This window comes from Bacillus sp. FSL K6-6038 (assembly GCF_038050455.1).
Lineage (GTDB): Bacteria > Bacillota > Bacilli > Bacillales > Bacillaceae_G > Bacillus_A > Bacillus_A pseudomycoides.
The window spans coordinates 1-2,992 of sequence record NZ_JBBOUH010000008.1 but is presented as its reverse complement, the minus strand read 5'-3'; the positions used below and the strand labels follow the sequence as shown (position 1 = coordinate 2,992).

Here is a 2,992-nt window from a genome sequence, read left to right as displayed (position 1 = left end):
TTGCTTCATATTATATGGTTAAGTCCTCGATCTATTAGTATTCGTCAGCTCCACATGTCACCATGCTTCCACCTCGAACCTATCAACCTGATCATCTTTCAGGGATCTTACTAGCTTACGCTATGGGAAATCTCATCTTGAGGGGGGCTTCATGCTTAGATGCTTTCAGCACTTATCCCTTCCGCACATAGCTACCCAGCTATGCCCTTGGCAGAACAACTGGTACACCAGCGGTGCGTCCATCCCGGTCCTCTCGTACTAAGGACAGCTCCTCTCAAATTTCCTACGCCCACGACGGATAGGGACCGAACTGTCTCACGACGTTCTGAACCCAGCTCGCGTACCGCTTTAATGGGCGAACAGCCCAACCCTTGGGACCGACTACAGCCCCAGGATGCGATGAGCCGACATCGAGGTGCCAAACCTCCCCGTCGATGTGGACTCTTGGGGGAGATAAGCCTGTTATCCCCGGGGTAGCTTTTATCCGTTGAGCGATGGCCCTTCCATGCGGAACCACCGGATCACTAAGCCCGACTTTCGTCCCTGCTCGACTTGTAGGTCTCGCAGTCAAGCTCCCTTATGCCTTTGCACTCTACGAATGATTTCCAACCATTCTGAGGGAACCTTTGGGCGCCTCCGTTACACTTTAGGAGGCGACCGCCCCAGTCAAACTGCCCACCTGACACTGTCTCCCGGGTCGATAAGACCCGTAGGTTAGAATTTCAATACAGTCAGGGCGGTATCCCACCAGCGCCTCCACCGAAGCTAGCGCTCCGGCTTCAAAGGCTCCCGCCTATCCTGTACAAACTGTACCAAAATTCAATATCAGGCTACAGTAAAGCTCCACGGGGTCTTTCCGTCCTGTCGCGGGTAACCTGCATCTTCACAGGTACTATAATTTCACCGAGTCTCTGGTTGAGACAGTGCCCAAATCGTTACACCTTTCGTGCGGGTCGGAACTTACCCGACAAGGAATTTCGCTACCTTAGGACCGTTATAGTTACGGCCGCCGTTTACTGGGGCTTCAGTTCAGAGCTTCGCTTACGCTAACCCCTCTCCTTAACCTTCCAGCACCGGGCAGGTGTCAGCCCCTATACTTCGCCTTACGGCTTCGCAGAGACCTGTGTTTTTGCTAAACAGTCGCTTGGGCCTATTCACTGCGGCTTTCCGTTAAGAAAGCACCCCTTCTCCCGAAGTTACGGGGTCATTTTGCCGAGTTCCTTAACCAGAGTTCTCTCGCACACCTTAGGATTCTCTCCTCGCCTACCTGTGTCGGTTTGCGGTACAGGCACCTTTTATCTCGCTAGAAGCTTTTCTTGGCAGCGGGGAATCAAAGACTTCGCTCCATAAGGAGCTTCCCCATCACAGCTCAGCCTTCACGATAAGCGGATTTGCCTACTTATCAGCCTAACTGCTTGGACGTGCACAACCAATCGCACGCTTCTTCTATCCTTCTGCGTCCCTCCATTGCTCAAACGATAAAGAGGTGGTACAGGAATATCAACCTGTTGTCCATCGCCTACGCCTGTCGGCCTCGGCTTAGGTCCTGACTAACCCTGAGCGGACGAGCCTTCCTCAGGAAACCTTAGGCATTCGGTGGACGGGATTCTCACCCGTCTTTCGCTACTCATACCGGCATTCTCACTTCTAAGCGCTCCACCAGTCCTTACGGTCTGACTTCACTGCCCTTAGAACGCTCCCCTACCACTGATACCATAGGTATCAATTCGCAGCTTCGGTGGTGTATTTAGCCCCGGTACATTTTCGGCGCAGAGTCACTCGACTAGTGAGCTATTACGCACTCTTTAAATGGTGGCTGCTTCTAAGCCAACATCCTAGTTGTCTAAGCAACTCCACATCCTTTTCCACTTAATACACACTTTGGGACCTTAGCTGGCGATCTGGGCTGTTTCCCTCTTGACTACGGATCTTATCACTCGCAGTCTGACTCCTAAGGATAAGTCATTGGCATTCGGAGTTTGACTGAATTCGGTAATCCGATGAGGACCCCTAGTTCAATCAGTGCTCTACCTCCAAGACTCTTACACTTAAGGCTAGCCCTAAAGCTATTTCGGGGAGAACCAGCTATCTCCAGGTTCGATTGGAATTTCTCCGCTACCCACACCTCATCCCCGCACTTTTCAACGTGCGTGGGTTCGGGCCTCCATTCAGTGTTACCTGAACTTCACCCTGGACATGGGTAGATCACCTGGTTTCGGGTCTACGACCACGTACTAAACGCCCTATTCAGACTCGCTTTCGCTACGGCTCCGCCTCTTCAGCTTAACCTCGCACGGGATCGTAACTCGCCGGTTCATTCTACAAAAGGCACGCCATCACCCATTAACGGGCTCTGACTATTTGTAGGCACACGGTTTCAGGATCTCTTTCACTCCCCTTCCGGGGTGCTTTTCACCTTTCCCTCACGGTACTGGTTCACTATCGATCACTAGGTAGTATTTAGCCTTGGGAGATGGTCCTCCCAGATTCCGACGGAATTTCACGTGTTCCGCCGTACTCAGGATACATTCAAGAGAGAACGAAGTTTCGACTACGGGGTTGTTACCCTCTGTGACGAGCCTTTCCAGGCTGCTTCGTCTACCTCGTTCCTTTGTAACTCCGTATAGAATGTCCTACAACCCCAAGAGGCAAGCCTCTTGGTTTGGGCTAGATTCCGTTTCGCTCGCCGCTACTCAGGAAATCGCATTTGCTTTCTCTTCCTCCAGGTACTTAGATGTTTCAGTTCCCTGGGTCTGTCTTCCTTACCCTATGTATTCAGGTAAGGATACCATACCATTACGTATGGTGGGTTTCCCCATTCGGAAATCTTCGGATCAAAGCTTACTTACAGCTCCCCGAAGCATATCGGCGTTAGTCCCGTCCTTCATCGACTCCTAGTGTCAAGGCATCCACCGTGCGCCCTTTCTAACTTAACCAAACTAAAATTAAAAAAATATGAGCTACACTGTTATCTAGTTTTCAAAGAACATAC

1 rRNA gene is annotated in these 2,992 nt (G+C 51.2%); it reads right to left on the bottom strand.

Annotation, left to right across the window (positions count from 1 at the left end):
• Positions 1–14 precede the first annotated feature (14 nt).
• A 23S ribosomal RNA gene (locus NSQ40_RS29390) occupies positions 15–2,936 on the bottom strand.
• Positions 2,937–2,992: the final 56 nt, after the last annotated feature.